Origin of the sequence: Herbidospora galbida, from assembly GCF_005233835.1 — a bacterium.
Classification (GTDB): Bacteria; Actinomycetota; Actinomycetes; order Streptosporangiales; family Streptosporangiaceae; genus Herbidospora; species Herbidospora galbida.
The window spans coordinates 76,706-90,325 of sequence record NZ_SZQA01000036.1 but is presented as its reverse complement, the minus strand read 5'-3'; the positions used below and the strand labels follow the sequence as shown (position 1 = coordinate 90,325).

General features: G+C 72.9%; 16 protein-coding genes. 5 read left to right on the top strand and 11 right to left on the bottom strand.

The window, feature by feature from the left end; all coding sequences use genetic code 11:
- Positions 1 to 799: efflux RND transporter permease subunit (locus FDA94_RS30700; protein ID WP_137250551.1), on the bottom strand; the 799-nt coding region annotated here is incomplete at its 3' end.
- A 138-nt stretch (positions 800 to 937) separates the two neighbouring features.
- Between FDA94_RS30700 and FDA94_RS30695 the strand changes: the two genes are divergently transcribed.
- Positions 938 to 1,459, top strand: a complete 522-nt coding sequence (locus FDA94_RS30695) for a MarR family winged helix-turn-helix transcriptional regulator (RefSeq protein WP_137250550.1) — start codon at positions 938 to 940, stop codon at positions 1,457 to 1,459.
- Positions 1,428 to 2,201, top strand: a complete 774-nt coding sequence (locus FDA94_RS30690; protein ID WP_137250549.1) for an SDR family NAD(P)-dependent oxidoreductase — start codon at positions 1,428 to 1,430, stop codon at positions 2,199 to 2,201. The genes FDA94_RS30695 and FDA94_RS30690 overlap by 32 nt, the downstream gene beginning before the upstream one ends.
- Before the next feature lie 183 nt (positions 2,202 to 2,384).
- Here the strand turns inward: FDA94_RS30690 and FDA94_RS30685 are convergent, their stop codons facing one another.
- Positions 2,385 to 2,858 (bottom strand): pyridoxamine 5'-phosphate oxidase family protein, encoded by a 474-nt coding sequence (locus tag FDA94_RS30685; protein WP_137250548.1) that lies wholly within the window; start codon positions 2,856 to 2,858, stop codon positions 2,385 to 2,387.
- Between the two features lie 132 nt (positions 2,859 to 2,990).
- Between FDA94_RS30685 and FDA94_RS30680 the strand changes: the two genes are divergently transcribed.
- The gene (locus tag FDA94_RS30680; protein WP_137250547.1) at positions 2,991 to 3,962 is read left to right on the top strand and encodes an aldo/keto reductase; all 972 of its coding nucleotides are present in this window, start codon (positions 2,991 to 2,993) and stop codon (positions 3,960 to 3,962) included.
- On the opposite strand, the gene FDA94_RS30675 is transcribed toward FDA94_RS30680, so the two are convergent.
- Positions 3,952 to 4,707, bottom strand: coding sequence for an alpha/beta fold hydrolase (locus FDA94_RS30675; protein WP_137250546.1), 756 nt, complete (start codon positions 4,705 to 4,707; stop codon positions 3,952 to 3,954). The two genes, FDA94_RS30680 and FDA94_RS30675, sit on opposite strands and share 11 nt — an antisense overlap.
- 164 nt (positions 4,708 to 4,871) lie before the next feature.
- On the bottom strand, positions 4,872 to 5,840 hold the full coding sequence (locus FDA94_RS30670) for a helix-turn-helix transcriptional regulator (protein WP_137250545.1): 969 nt from the start codon (positions 5,838 to 5,840) through the stop codon (positions 4,872 to 4,874).
- A 56-nt stretch (positions 5,841 to 5,896) separates the two neighbouring features.
- On the opposite strand from FDA94_RS30670, the gene FDA94_RS30665 reads away from it, so the two are divergent.
- Complete coding sequence (locus tag FDA94_RS30665; protein ID WP_137250544.1) at positions 5,897 to 6,655, top strand: DeoR/GlpR family DNA-binding transcription regulator; 759 nt, start codon at positions 5,897 to 5,899, stop codon at positions 6,653 to 6,655.
- A gap of 16 nt (positions 6,656 to 6,671) precedes the next feature.
- A complete protein-coding gene (locus FDA94_RS30660) occupies positions 6,672 to 7,868 on the top strand; it encodes an MFS transporter (RefSeq protein WP_137250543.1) in 1,197 nt (398 codons plus the stop codon).
- Here FDA94_RS30660 and FDA94_RS30655 read toward each other — a convergent pair.
- Genes FDA94_RS30655 through FDA94_RS30625 form a run of 7 tightly spaced genes read right to left on the bottom strand, consistent with a single transcriptional unit; the run spans position 7,804 to position 13,481 of the window.
- Positions 7,804 to 8,520 (bottom strand): sulfite exporter TauE/SafE family protein, encoded by a 717-nt coding sequence (locus FDA94_RS30655; protein WP_137250561.1) that lies wholly within the window; start codon positions 8,518 to 8,520, stop codon positions 7,804 to 7,806. The genes FDA94_RS30660 and FDA94_RS30655 overlap by 65 nt on opposite strands.
- A 48-nt stretch (positions 8,521 to 8,568) precedes the next feature.
- The gene (locus tag FDA94_RS30650; RefSeq protein WP_137250542.1) at positions 8,569 to 9,432 is read right to left on the bottom strand and encodes a DUF2268 domain-containing putative Zn-dependent protease; all 864 of its coding nucleotides are present in this window, start codon (positions 9,430 to 9,432) and stop codon (positions 8,569 to 8,571) included.
- A gap of 34 nt (positions 9,433 to 9,466) precedes the next feature.
- On the bottom strand, positions 9,467 to 10,549 hold the full coding sequence (locus FDA94_RS30645) for a zinc-binding dehydrogenase (RefSeq protein WP_137250541.1): 1,083 nt from the start codon (positions 10,547 to 10,549) through the stop codon (positions 9,467 to 9,469).
- Positions 10,546 to 10,950, bottom strand: coding sequence for an acyl-CoA thioesterase (locus FDA94_RS30640; protein ID WP_137250540.1), 405 nt, complete (start codon positions 10,948 to 10,950; stop codon positions 10,546 to 10,548). Before FDA94_RS30640 ends, FDA94_RS30645 begins: the two co-directional genes overlap by 4 nt.
- Positions 10,951 to 10,962: 12 nt before the next feature.
- Positions 10,963 to 12,102: an acyl-CoA dehydrogenase family protein gene (locus tag FDA94_RS30635; protein ID WP_137250539.1), complete on the bottom strand. Its 1,140-nt coding sequence runs from the start codon at positions 12,100 to 12,102 to the stop codon at positions 10,963 to 10,965.
- A 24-nt stretch (positions 12,103 to 12,126) separates the two neighbouring features.
- Positions 12,127 to 12,723 carry a TetR/AcrR family transcriptional regulator gene (locus FDA94_RS30630; RefSeq protein WP_170991200.1) on the bottom strand — a complete coding sequence of 199 codons (597 nt, stop codon included), beginning with the start codon at positions 12,721 to 12,723 and terminating at the stop codon, positions 12,127 to 12,129.
- A gap of 17 nt (positions 12,724 to 12,740) precedes the next feature.
- Positions 12,741 to 13,481: a hypothetical protein gene (locus tag FDA94_RS30625; RefSeq protein ID WP_137250538.1), complete on the bottom strand. Its 741-nt coding sequence runs from the start codon at positions 13,479 to 13,481 to the stop codon at positions 12,741 to 12,743.
- Positions 13,482 to 13,620: the final 139 nt, after the last annotated feature.

The following is a 13,620-nucleotide window of genomic DNA, read 5'->3' as shown; positions in this document are numbered from 1 at the left end:
CGGCCGGGCCCGCGCGGCCCGGGATCTGCGGCTGCTGCGCCGGCGGCTGGGCGGCCGCGGCCGGCGGGGTCAGGTAGAGGTTCTTCAGGTCCTCCACCGTCGCGATCCGGTCACCGATCTGGACGGTCAGGTTCCGGCCGTCCTCGGTGATCGACCCGGCCGGGATCGCCACGCCGTTGGCGCGCAGCAGGTCGGGGATTGCCGCCGGCGACAGCCCCTTCTTGACCATCTTCTCGGTGTCGGGCGTGATCGTCACCTGCTTGCCGCGGGCACCGGTGACATCCACCTCCCGCACCCCGGCGATCCCCTGCAGCGACGGCACCGCCGTCTGCTCCAGCCGGTCGAGCAGCGTCGCCTCGTCGCCGCCGGAGGCGGCCAGCACCACCACCGGGATGTCGTCGGTGCCGCCCGCGATCACCCGCGGCTCGACCGTCGCCGGCAGCTGCGCCTCGATCCGGGAGATCGACTGCTCCATCTGGCCGATGGCCTCGTCGATGTCGGTGCCGAACTCGAACGCCACCTGGATCGAGGCCATGCCCTCACGGGAGGTCGAGGAGATCTCGGTCACCCCGGCGATGCCCTGGAAGCTGCTCTCGATAGGCTTGGTGACCTGGTCTTCGACGATGTCGGGGGCCGCGCCGGCGTACGGCGCCACCACGAACGCCCCCGGGAACTCCAGCGACGGGAACAGCTGCTGCTTCAACGAGGGGATGGCGTAGGCGCCGAGAGCGCTGGCCACCACCGCAATCATGATCACAAGAGTGCGGTTGGCGAGGCTCAGCCTGGCCAGGAAGGTCATGCGCGAAGGCTCCTTGACAGAAGGTCGGCCGGAAGATTAGTGCGGCTCACCCTAACACTTCGCGTCGCACGAATATTTAATGTCACGTGGCGTTCCTGATAACCTTCTCAGGTTTGCGACAGCCCACCGAAGGCAAGCGTGAAAACACACGACACCCCTGACGGGGATGAACGCGATCAGCTGATCGACTGGATCACCGACACCCAGCGCATCCTCGGTCGCCTCTTCGCCCGCGACCGCTCACTCCCCCTGCTCGCCACCACCCTCACCATGCAGCAGCTCAAGGTCATCGTCGCGCTGTCGTTCCACGAATCGGCCTCCGGCCAGGAACTCGCCCGCGAACTCGGCATCGGGCTCGGCACCCTCACCGGCATCGTCGACCGCCTCGTCGCCCACGGCCTGGTCTCCCGCCGCGAAGACCCCGCCGACCGCCGCGTCCGCCGCCTCACCCTCACCACCGAAGGCCGCAGCCTCACCGACGAGATGCTCGACGCCGGCACCGCCAACTGGCGCCAGCTCCTCACCCGCCTCGACACCGACACCCTCCGCGACATGAGCCGCGTCATGCGACGGATCAGCGACGTCATCATCGAAGAAATCGGATCATCCGACGATAGGGTGAGCGCTCATGACCCATGCGGCCGCCCCCTACCTCACTGACCTGTTCGGCCTCCACGGCCGCACCGCCCTCATCACCGGCGGAAGCAGCGGCATCGGCTACGCCATCGCCCGCGCCCTCGGCGGCGCCGGCGCCCACGTCACCATCGCCGCCCGCCGCCCCGGGCACCTCGACGACGCCCTGACCCGCCTGCACGCCCACGGCATCACCGCCACCGCCGTCAGCGCCGACATGGGCGACCCCGGCGACCTCGCCCGCCTGTGCGAGACCGTCCCCGACACCGACATCCTCGTCACCAGCGCCGCCAACAACATCCGCCGCCCCATGGGCGACCTCACCCCCGACGACTACCGGCAGACCATCGCCGTCAACCTCACCGCGCCCTACGAGCTAGGCCGGCACCACGGCCCCCGCATGGCCGCCCGCGGCTGGGGCCGCATCATCAACATCGGCTCCCAGCAGACCCACCGGGCCTTCGGCGACAGCGGCGCCTACGGCGTCGCCAAAGCCGCCATCGGCGGCCTGTCCCGCTCCCAGGCCGAAGCGTGGAGCCGCCACGGCGTCACCGCCAACACGATCATCCCCGGCTTCGTCCTCACCCCCCTGACCGAAGCCGCCCAAGCCATCCCAGGCCGGGTAGAAGCCCTGGCCGCCCGCCACGCCGTAGGCCGCAACGGCCTCCCCGACGACTACGCCGGCATAGCCGTCTTCCTGGCCTCGAACGCCGCCGCCTTCGTCACCGGCCAGAACATCTGCGTCGACGGCGGCTTCTCCATCACCTGACCCACACCGGCGAGCACCTCCCCCGTAGCGGCGCGGGCCGGGAACGGCCGGTCGCCGCCGCTCAACCGGCCCGGCCCGGAGGCGGCGGGCGGCGCCGGCCAGGCGGAGCCGTAACGGAACGAAGAAGACCCGTACCCATCGGCCGCCCGCAGAGGGGGAAGAACACGGGCGGCCGATGGGGCACTAGCGGCGACGGACCACCCTCACCCCACGGCCCGGCGCCCAGCTCTCGATCACCAGCATCGCCTCTTCGACCCGCGTGATCACCGCACTGTCGATCTCCACCCGGAACAGATGCGACTCCCCCGGCTCCCCGCCCACCACGGCCTTCACCACCAGCGGATCGGTCACCTCCACCGCGCGCCCCGACAGCTTCGCCTCACCCGGCCAGGTGCCCGACCCCTCTTCCCCCGGATCGGTCGTCGGGCCGTGCAGCGCCATGCGGCCATCACGCAGCAGGTCGGCCGCCTTCACCGCCTTGGTCATCGAGCCCAGCCACAACTCTCCCTGCTTGAACTGGGTCTCGGTGCCGCTGATCCGCGGCGAGCCGTCACGGCGCAGCGTCGCCATCGTCTTGTGCTTGCCCACGTCGAAGAGCCGCAGAAAGCGCGCTGCGAACTCAGGGGCGTCGTTCTCGATCTCCTGCCACGTGGCCATGCCCGCCATAGTGCACCCCGCCACCGACAAAATCGGCTCACCCGTCGGTGATGGGTTTTGATGGGGTGAAGGGGTTACGCCAACAACCCACCGGCTTTACAAAGTAGAGCTCATGCGACGAAGGAGCAGACAATGGAGACGCGCACACTCGGCCGCCTCACCACCTCCGCCCTCGGCCTCGGCTGCATGGGCATGAGCGACTTCTACGGCCCCGGCGACGACGCCGAGTCCATCGCCACCATCCACCGCGCCCTCGACCTCGGCATCACCCTGCTCGACACCGCCGACGCCTACGGCCCCTTCACCAACGAGAAGCTCGTCGGCCGCGCCGTCCGGGGCCGCCGCGACCAGGTCGTCATCGCCACCAAGTTCGGCATCCAGCGCGCCGACGACGGCACCCGCCTGGGCATCAACGGCCACCCCGACTACGTCCGCGCCAGCGCCGAGGCCTCCCTGAGCCGCCTTGGCGTCGACCACATCGACCTCTACTACCAGCACCGCGTCGACCCCGATGTCCCCGTCGAGGACACCTGGGGAGCCATGAAGGAGCTCGTCGACGCCGGGAAGGTCCGCGCCCTGGGCATCTCCGAGGCCGCGCCGCAGACCGTGCGGCGGGCGCACGCCGTCCACCCGATCACCGCCGGGCAGTACGAATACTCGCTGTTCACCCGCGACCTCGAGGCCGACCTGCTGCCCACGCTGCGCGAGCTGGGCATCGGGCTGGTCCCCTACAGCCCGCTGGGCCGCGGCCTGCTCACCGGCGCCGTCGACCTCGGCGACCTGCGCGAAGACGACTTCCGCCGCACCAACCCCCGCTGGGAGGACGCCAACCTCAAGGCCAACATGGCCCTGGTCGGCGAGGTGGCCGCCGTCGCCCGCGCCCACGACGCCACCGCCGCCCAGGTCGCCCTGGCCTGGGTCCTGGCGCAGGGCGACGACGTCGTGCCGATCCCGGGCACCCGCCGCGCCGCCCGCGTCGAGGAGAACATCGCCGCCACCGGCCTCACCCTGTCAGGGGCCGAACTGGCCGCCCTGGGCGATCTGGCCGACCAGGTCGCCGGCGACCGCTACAACGCGGCCGGCATGTCGACCCTCAACCACTGAAGCCGTCGAGGCGGTCCAGCAGCAGGCGCGTCACCTCGGCGGGCCGCTCGACGGCGGGCAGGTGACCCGCCCAGCCGAGCTCCACCAGGTCGGCCGACGCCAGGCCCGCCGCGATCACCCGCGCGGTCTCCCGGAAGTAGGGAAGGTCATGGGCCCCCGACACCACCAGCGCCGGCGCCGTGATCGCCGCCAGGTCGATCGGCAGGTGCCCGGCCGTCGGCTCGGGGTCGGCGGCCAGCTGCAGCTCGAAGGCGTTGCGCTGCATCTCCGCGACCCAGATCCGCTCGGCCTCCCCCGCCTCGGGCCCGAGCCAGGTGTCGACGTTCAGCCGGACGGCGCCCTCGACGTCGCCCGCCTCGATGAAGGCGTTCTCGGCCTGGCCGAACGCGCGCAGCTCCGGCGTCGGCGGCAGGCCCATCCCGGCGGCCAGCAGCACCAGCTGCCCGACCAGGTCGGGGCGCGCGGTGGCCACCTCCAGCGCCACCCGCCCGCCGTGTGAGGCGCCGACCACCGCGGCCCCGCGCACGCCCAGCCCGTCGAGCACCTCGGCCACGTCACCGGCGTCGGTGTAGGGCTCCTGGGCCGCCCACGGGCTGCGCCCGAAACCGCGGAAGTCCAGCCGCACCACCCGGAAGCGCGCCGCCAGCTCCACCCAGAGCGGATCCCACATGCGCGCGTCGGCGGCACTCGAATGCAGCAGCACGACAGGAGCCCCGGAACCGGCCTCCTCGAACCAGACACCCAACAGACGTCGGCCTCTCTAAGAGGGGCGCTCCGGCCCCCGTGGCAGAGCGCCCGGCCCATCGTCGCCACCCGGCCCCGCCCGGAGCAAACCATTTACCGTCGGTGCGAGGCTTTTTGCAGGCAAAGGTTGCATTGCCACGACCCGGCACCTTTACAAAGTAAGTCTCAGCGGTACATCTCCGCCATGCCGAGCGCCGCCTCGGCCATCATCGCGCGCAGGTCCGGCGGCCCCAGCACCTCGATGAGCGCCCCCATCCGCAGCAGCGTCCAGCGGGCCCCGTTGAGGCCCTCGACCGGGATCTCCAGCACCGTCCACCCCGGCCTGTCGGGGTCGGGCCGGGCGCAGGCCAGCGCGGGGGCGGCCCGCTCCTCCCCGATCGTGTACGCCAGCAGCCCCTCTCCCCCGGGCGCCAGCCGGATCCGGGCCGTCCCGGTGTACAGGCGCGCGGCGAACTCGGCCGAGAACCGCTCCCAGAACGCCGGCAGGTCGAACTCGCCCCGCTCGAAGCGTCCCGGCAGCTCGGTCACCGACAGGATGCGCGCCACGCGGTAGGTCCGCATCGATCCCTCGCACTCGGCCGCCAGGTACCAGGACCCGCCCTTGAGCACCAGCCCGTAGGGCAGCACGTCACGGCTCACGTCGGCCGGCCCCCACCTGCGGTAGGCCAGCCGCAGCGGCCGCTGCTCCCACACCGCCGAGGCGACCTCGGCCAGGAACGGCACGTCCTCGGCGCCCCGGTGCCAGCCGGGCACGTCGAGCAGGAACCGCTCCCGCATCCGGGCCGCCTGCGAGCGGGGGCCGGGCGGCAGCGCCGCCAGCAGCTTGAGCTCGGCGGCGGCCGCGACCTCGGCCAGCCCCAGCTCGGCGGCCGGTCCGGGCAGCCCGGTCAGGAACAGCGAGGACGCCTCGGCCTCGGTCAGCCCGTTGAGCCTGGTCCGGTAGCCGTCGAGGAGCTGGTAGCCCCCGGCGGGTCCCCGGTCGGCGTAGATCGGCACCCCGGCCGAGGACAGCGCGTCCATGTCGCGGTAGACGGTCCGGATCGACACCTCCAGCTCGGCGGACAGTTCCGCCGCCGTCATCCGCCCCCGGGTCTGCAGGAGCAGCAGCAGGGAGAGCAACCGGCCGGCACGCATGACGTCCAGTCTGTCCCATATTGCCGATCGAACAGAGTTCATGTTCAAATGAACACATGGAAAGTGCCGAAAGGCTGAACGCGATCATGAGCACGCTGCGGACCGCCGACAGCGTCACGGTGGCCGACCTGGCCGTCCACTACGGCGTGTCCGAGATGACCATCCGCCGCGACCTCGACGAACTCGCCCAGCAGGGCGTCGTGCGCCGGGTCCGGGGCGGCGCGCTCAGCCTGCTGCTGCGCGGCGAGGAACCGCCGTACGGGGCCCGCGAACTGGAGGCCGTCGACGCCAAGAAGCGCATCGCCCAGGCCGTGGCCGGGCTGCTCGCCGACGGGGAGGCCGTCGTCCTGGACGGCGGCTCGACCCTGCTGGAGGTGGCGCGGGCGGTGCACGACCGCAGGCTGACCGTGCTCCCGCTGGCCCTGCGGTGCGCCAACGAACTGGCCACCGCGCCGAGGGTGAAACTCGTCATCCCCGGCGGGGAGGTCCGGCCCGTCGAGCTCAACTTCGTCGGCCCGCTCACCGAGGCCTCGCTGCGGGCGCTGCGGTTCGACACCGCCGTCATCGGCTGCTGCGGCCTGTCGGCCAAGCACGGCGTCACCGCCCACGACCTGGAGGACGTCGCGGTCAAGCAGGCCGCCATCGCCTCGGCCCGGCGCGTCATCGTGGCCTGCGACTCCGGCAAGTTCACCCGCACCGCCTTCGGCGCCGTCTGCTCCTTCACCGGGCTGGACGTCGTCGTCACCGACACCGGCGTCCCGCCGGGCGAACACGACGCCCTCACCGGAGCGGGCGTCACCGTCATCACCGCCTGAGAGGGCAAACCCCCACATGTTGTTGCGCGCCCGCGTGGCCGTCTACGGGCTGTTCCTGGTCTCCGGTGTCGCCCTGGGCACCTGGACCTCCCGCATCCCCGCCATCAAATCCGACCTCCACCTCAGCGAAGGCGAACTGAGCCTGGCCCTGCTGGGCATCGCGACCGGCGCCATCGCCGGCATGCAGGCCGTCGGCCGCCTGGTCGACCGCTACGGCTCCCGCCGCGTCATGATCCCCGTCGCGCTCCTGCAGGGCCCCGTGCTGGTGCTGCCCGCCTTCGCGCCGGGCCTGATCGGCCTGGCCGCGGCGCTGCTGGCCTTCGGCGTCGTGCACGGTGTGCTGGACGTGTCGATGAACGCCAACGCGGTCATCGTCGAACGCCACTACCGCCGCCCGATCATGTCCTCCTTCCACGCCGTCTTCTCCGTCGGAGGGTTCCTCGGGGCCTCCACCGGCGGCCTGTTCGCGCACGCGGGGGCCGGTGTGGCCGCGACGTTCGCGACGGTCGGCGCCCTCATCCTGGCCGTCTCGCTCGTCTGCGCCCGCCTGGCGCTGCCCGACGAGCTCGACCTGTCGCGCGCCCCCGCCCAGGAGGCGCCCGGCAAGACCGGCAACGCGATGGCCGGATGGGTGCTGTTCCTGGGCGTGCTGGCCTTCTGCTGCCTGGTCGGCGAGGGCTCGATGGCCGACTGGAGCTCGGTCTACCTGGTCGAGGACCTGCTGTCGGACGAGAGCGTCGGCGCGGCCGGATACGCCGCCTTCTCGATCATGATGACGGCCGGCCGGTTCGCCGGCGACCGGCTCGCCGCCTGGCTCGGCCCGGTCGTGCTGGTGCGCTGCTGCGGCGCCCTGGCCGGGACCGGCCTGCTGACCGCGCTGCTGATCGGCCACCCGGTGGCCGGCATCGTCGGGTTCGGCCTGTTCGGGGCCGGGCTGTCGTGCATCATCCCGCAGGTGTTCTCCGCCGCCGGGCACCGCGACCCGGCCACCAGCGGCCGGGCGCTGGCCCGGGTCGCCAGCCTCGGGTACGTCGGCCTGCTCGCCGGCCCGGTCCTGATCGGCGGCCTGGCCGAGCTCACCGGCCTGCCCTTCGCCCTCGGCGTCCCGGCGGTGATGGCGCTGTTCGTCGCCCTGGCCGCCGGAGCGCTCAAAGAAGGTCCCAGCCCAGCCGCAGCACCAGCGCCGACACCACAGTCAGCAGAACGGCCCTGACGAAGCCGGCGCCCCGCTTGAGCGCCATCCGCGCGCCGAGCTGGGCGCCGGCGATGTTGGCCACGCCCATCGCCAGCCCCAGCGCCCACACCACGTGCCCCTGGAGGGCGAACACCGCGATGGCGCCGACGTTGGTCCCCATGTTGATGATCTTCGCGGTGCCCGAGGCGCGGACGAAGTCCATCCCGACCAGCGAGGTGAACGCGATGATGAGGAAGGTGCCGGTGCCGGGCCCGATCAGCCCGTCGTAGAAGGCGATCACCCCGCCGGCCGCCAGCAGCGCCGCCGCGAGCCGGCCCCGCGTCCGCAGCCCGGGGTCGGCCACCGCGCCGAAGGAGGGCCGCAGCGCCACGAACGCCGCCACCCCGACCAGCACCACGATGATCAGCGGCTTGAGCACCGCCGGGTCGAGCAGCCCCGCCAGCAGCGCCCCGCAGGCCGAGCTCAGCACCGCCGCCGCCCCGGCCGGGACGGCGATCCGGTCGACGCCGGTCCGGCGGGCGTAGGTGTAGGCGGCGCTGGCGGTGCCGAGCACCGAGGCGCTCTTGTTGGTCGCCAGGGCCTCCACCGGCGTCAGCCCGGCCAGCAGCAGCGCGGGCAGTTGCAGCAGCCCGCCGCCGCCGACCACGGCGTCGACCCATCCGGCCGCCATTGCGGCCAGCAGCAAAAGCAGGATTTGTCCCCCGTTCACGAGCGAGAACTATAGCCCCGCGTTCGCGATGATCTCCGCGCTGGGCAGGGCGGTCGACTGCGCGGCGGTCAGCCCGGTCGCCGCCAGGTGGGCCTCGACGATGCGGCGGCCGACCGGATATCCGGCCATCGCGGGCAGCCCGACGGGGGTGCCGCCGAACCGCGCCGCCGCCGCGTCGCCGTGGACGTAGGCGGAGAAGTTCTGCATCCCGGTCAGCGACAGGTTGTCCACGATCTTCCGGTACGCCGCCTCGAACTCCCCCTCGGCCAGGGAGTCGGCCCAGTAGCCGGGGGTCCCGCCCAGTTCGGCCACGAACGCGTCGGCCAGGCCCTCGGAGACGATCTGCTCGCCGAGCTGCACGGTCGGCGGGTCCCACCTGACGTTGGCGTAGCGGACGTTGTGGCTGAACTCGTGCACCGCGCAGTCGGCGATCCCCGCCAGGCTCTCCTCCGTCGGCCACACGGTCAGGTGGATCCAGCCGGGGATGCCGCCCATGCCGAAGTAGCCGTGGCTGGTCTCCGTCAGATGGGCGTCGTCGGGATTCCCGAGCACCAGCAGCACGTTCACGGTGTCGGCGACCCTGATGTCCGGCACCGCCGCCGCCTGGTGGTCCCAGGCGCGGAGCAGTGCGGTCTCGATCCGGCCCAGGACGCCGTCGAGCCGGTCGAGCGCGGGCAGGTAGCGGTCGTCGTCGCGGTCGGTGCGGAACCCCGACCCCTGGTGGTGGAAGTCGGCCAGCGCGCCGGTGGTCAGCCACGGCATCGCGGCGGCCATCGGCTCGAGCAGCTCGCCCAGTTTGGCGGCCCGTCCGGGCAGCGGGGTGGCGAAGATCTCCCGCATCCGCGTGACGGTGTCGATCACGTTGAGTTTCATGCGGCCGACCCTAAGGACTCCCGTTACGTGAGGCTCAACGCATTAACACCACCTGCCGGACGGCCTGGCCGCTCTTCAGCCGCTCGAAGCCCTCGTTGACCCGGCCGAGCCGCAGCCGGTCGGACAGCAGGCGGTCGACGGGGAGCGCGCCGGACTCGTACATGGCCACGAAGCGGGGCACGTCGCGGCGCGGCACGCACGAGCCGAGGTAGCTGCCGCGCAGCGTCTTCTCCTCGGCGACCAGCGACAGCGCCGGGATGGTCAGCCCGGCGTCGGGGGCGGGCAGCCCGACCGTGACGGTGACGCCGCCCGGCGCGGTGGCCGCGTAGGCCTGCGCCAGGACCGGCGCGACGCCGGTGGTGTCGACGACCTTCACCGCTCCCCCGCCGGTCAGCTCCCGCACGCGCTCGACGGCGCCGGCTCCTCCCGGTACGGCGTGCGTGGCCCCCAGCGCCAGGGCCAGGTCGCGTTTGCCCTCGACCACGTCGACGGCGATCAGGGCGCCCGCCCCGGCCGCCTTGGCGGCCAGGAGCGCCGACAGGCCGACCCCGCCGAGCCCGAAGACCGCCACGCTGTCGCGCGGGCCGACGCCGGCGGCGTACAGGGCCGCGCCGGCGCCGGTCAGCACGGCGCAGCCGAACAGCGCCGCCACCTCGAACGGCAGGCGGGCGGGCACCTTCACCGCCGAACGGGCCGACACGACGGCGAACTCGGAGAAGGCCGACACGCCCAGATGGTGGAACACCCCGCCCAGCCGCCGGCCGCCGCCCAGGAGGGTGCCGGCGCGGTTGGCCGCCGCGCCCGGGACGCACAGCGCGGGCCGGCCCGCCACGCACGGCGGGCAGGAGCCGCAGGCCGGGACGAAGGTGAGCACCACGTGGTCGCCTTCGGCGAACTCCGGCGAGCGCGACTCGGCGACGACCCCGGCCGCCTCGTGCCCCAGCGCCATCGGCAGCGGGCGAGGGCGTGAGCCGTCGATGACCGACAGGTCGGAGTGGCACAGCCCCGCGGCCTCGATCCGGACCAGCAGTTCCCCCTCCTCCGGCGGGGCGAGGGTGAGCTCCCGGACGTCCAGGGGACCGCCCGTCCGCTCCAGCACGGCCGAACGGATCTTCACGCGACCACCAGCCTCTCCATCGCCGCCCGCATCCCGCCCTCGATCGGCGCGGGCCGGCGGGTGCGGCGGTCGACGAACACGTGGGTGAACTCCCCCTCGGCCAGCAGCCGCTCACCCTCGAACAGGCCCAGCTCGTAGCGGACCGAGGAGGTGCCGAGCCGGCCGACGCGCAGCCCGATCCGGATGACCGCCGGGTAGGCGGCCTCGGCCTTGTAGGAGCAGCGCGACTCGACGCACAGCCCGATCGAGGCGCCGCCCGTCGGGTCCAGGCCCGCCGAGGAGATGAGCCAGCGGTTGATCACCGAGTCCATCAGCTCGTAGTGGACGACGTTGTTCAGGTGCCCGTAGACGTCGTTGTCCCGCCAGCGGGTCGGCATCTCGTCCCAGTGCGCGTAGTCCATGCACAACCCCACTCACAGCCCCAGGTCGCGGCCGACGATCTCGCGCATGATCTCGCTCGACCCGGCCCAGATGCGGGTCACCCGCGCGTCGGCCCACGCCCGCGCGACCCGGTGTTCGCGCATGTAGCCGTACCCGCCGAACAGCTGCACGCACGCGTCCAGCACCCGCCACTGCACCTCCGACGACCACAGCTTGGCCTTGGCCGCCTCGACCGCCGACAGCTCGCGGCCGGCGTGCGCGGCGACGCACTGGTCGACGTAGGCGCGGGTCACCTCCAGCTCGGTGACCAGGTCGGCGAGGGTGAACTTGTTGTACTGGAAGGACCCCACCGGCTGCCCGAACGCCCGCCGCTCCCGCACGTAGGCGAGCGTCTCCCCCAGCGCCGACCAGGCGTGCGCCAGGTTGGCGACGGCCGCGCCGAGCCGTTCCTGCGGCAGGCGCTCCATCATCGCGACGAACCCGCCGTCGACCGGCCCGATCACGTTGGCGGCCGGGACGCGGACGTCGCGGAAGAACAGCTCGGCGGTGTCGGCCTCGGGCTGGCCCATCTTGTCGAGCTTGCGGCCCCGCTCGAACCCCGGCATGCCGGCCTCGACGCCGAACAGCGTGATGCCCTTCTTGCCGGGGCTGGTCCGGGCCGCGACGACCACCAGCCCGGCCTGGATGCCGTTGGTGATGAAGGTCTTGGACCCGTTGAGCACCCAGTGGTCCCCGTCCCGTACGGCACCGGTCGTCAGCGCCGCCAGGTCGGAGCCGCCCCCGGGCTCGGTCATGCCGATCGCGGTGACCAGCTCGCCGGAGCAGAAGCCGGGCAGCCACCGCCGCTTCTGCTCCTCGGTGGTCAGGTCGACCAGGTAGGGGGCGACGATGTCGAAGTGGATGCCGAACCCCGAGGCCAGCGCCATCCCGTGGGCGGCCAGCTCCTCGTGCAGCACCGCGTTGAACCGGTAGTCGCCGGCGGCCGACCCGCCGTACTCCTCGGGGATCTCCAGCCCGAGCAGCCCCTGACGCCCGGCCTCCCGCCACACCTGCGGGCCGATGAGCCGCTCCTCGGCGAACCGTTCGGCGTGAGGGTCGGCCTCACGGGCCACGAACTCCCTGACCGACTCCCGGAACGCCTCGTGGTCCGCCGAATAGACCGTCCGCCGCATGACACCCTCCCGCTAAGCGATCGCTTAGCAGGGTAGCGCCCGGACCATCCGCAGGGCCAGATGGGCGTACAGCGCGCCCACGTCCTCGGGGCTGTCGGTCCCGCCGGGGCGGTACCAGCGGGAGACGTCCACGCACATCGACACGATCGCCCGGGTGGTGCCGGCGACGTCGGCCGTCTCGAAGACGCCCGCGGCCACCCCCGCGCCCACCTCATCGCGGAACAGCGCCTCGACGCGGCGGCGCTCGGCCCGCACCCGCGCCCAGTCGTCGGCGGCCAGCGCGCCGAGCTCGTTCTGGACGACCCGGCATCCGCGCTGGTGAGCGGCGTGAAAGCGGGCCAGCGCGTAGACCAGGGCGCGGACCCTGGCGGCCGGGGAGCCGGCCCGCAGCACGGCCCCGGACACCGCCTCGTAGGCCGCCTCGTGCACGATCATCACGATCCGGGCCAGCAGCTCGGCCTTGGAGGGGAAGTGGACGTACATCGCCCCCGGGCTCAGCCCGGCGGCCGCCGCGATGTCGCGCGTCGAGGCGCCGCCGAAGCCGCGCTCGGCGAACAGGCCGACCGCTCCGGCCACCAGGCGGCGCGCGGCCGGAGGTTCGACCGTGTCCCACAACTCCATGAGGAGTAAGCGTACGCTTAGATGGCGTCGCCGGGGTCGTCCGAGCCACCGGGAAGCGGCGTCGGGCTGCCCCCCTCGCTCGGGCCGGGAGAGGGCGAGGGCTGCGTCGACTCCGACTGCTCGGGCACCGGCGGCGGGGTCGGCACGAACACCGTCGGCGGCAGCGGCTGCGCCGGGATCGCCTCGTCGTCGCCCCGGAACAGGAACAGCCACACCATCACCAGGAGCAGCAGCACCAGCACCGCCAGCACCGCCGAGGCCGTCGCCACCTGACGCGGCGTCGCCGTCGGCGGCGGAGCCGGAGGAGGCGGCGCGGGCAGCGCCGGATTGCGGTCGCCCAGCCAGTAGGGCACGAAGTCGGGGCCGTGCCGGTCGCCGATCAGCATCCCCGACACCATGACCGGTTCGAGGAACTTCTCGGCCCCCGGACCGCCCGGCACGAACGGCGTCGCCGCCCACGGCGCCTCACCGCCGTCCCACGCCACCACGAAGGGCGTGGCCGGACTCGCCCGCCGCACCCGCGACAGCAGCCCCCGCACCCCCGACCGGGCCGCCTCGGCCTCCCTGATCCCGGTCACGAACCGGTCTCTGGCCGCCGCGTCGAGCGCCGCGCCGCGCGTCAGCACGACCACCGACACCGCCCGTCCGTCGGGCGCCTGCCCCAGGTAGACCAGACCCGCCGGAGCCGACTGCAGACGCGCCTGCAGAACGAACGGACCCAGGTGGGGCGGGTCGCCATACTGGAGAGGAGTGGCCACACCCCATCAAAACACAACGAGACGCGGACGGCCGGAGGCCGGTCGTGGCTCGTGCCGGAACCTGCCCAATGCACAGGGTGTCTCCGGCGATCGCAACGGGCAGGGTGAGACCATGGTCTTTCCCACCAAGTCACGATTG